We start from the raw sequence: 590 nt of genomic DNA, 5'->3' as shown, positions 1-590 counted from the left end.
AGGGCGGCTTGGCCGGCGTGCAGGACGGCGTACAGGCTGGCCATGCCGTCGTGGCCCTTGGTGATGCGCACGCATTGGTCGCGCACGGCGTCTTTTTTGCGGGCGGCTACGGCGTTGCGGTCGTGGCCGGTGATGATGCGGTCGCTGCGGGAGCGCACGGTGCGCCTGCTGGGGCGTTCGCCGGAGTCGATGGCCTCGAGGTAGGCATCGACCACTTCTTGTTGGACTTTGTGGACGAGGGCGTCGTCGACGAAGCGCATCTGGTCGGCCAGGACTTTGGCGATGGTCTGATCCATCCGCCCGTCTGCCATCGCTTCGAGGATCGCGGGGTAGCGGAAGTGCAGGTCCGCGGCGAAGTAGATCATCGCCTCGGCCTCGCTGGTGGTGATGGGGTACATCGCGATCAGATGCGCCACCGCCATCTCACCAGGATCGACCACGGTGAAGCCCGGGCGCGGGTTGGCCAGGTCCGGGGCACAGTCGGGATGGTCCAGACACTGCAGCATCAACTCATGCGCAGTGATAAACCGCTGCGCCGCCGCACGGTTCTCGGCCTCCCAGCCAGAGCGGGCGGCCTGCGCGAACGCGGC

The 590-nt window shown here is 67.3% G+C and carries 1 protein-coding gene; it reads right to left on the bottom strand.

From position 1 onward, the window contains the following. Positions 1-590: DUF222 domain-containing protein (locus G6016_RS15750; protein ID WP_182633542.1), on the bottom strand; the 590-nt coding region annotated here is incomplete at both ends.

This window comes from Dietzia aerolata, from assembly GCF_014144865.1.
GTDB lineage: Bacteria > Actinomycetota > Actinomycetes > Mycobacteriales > Mycobacteriaceae > Dietzia > Dietzia aerolata.
This window is presented reverse-complemented; position numbering and strand designations above follow the sequence as displayed.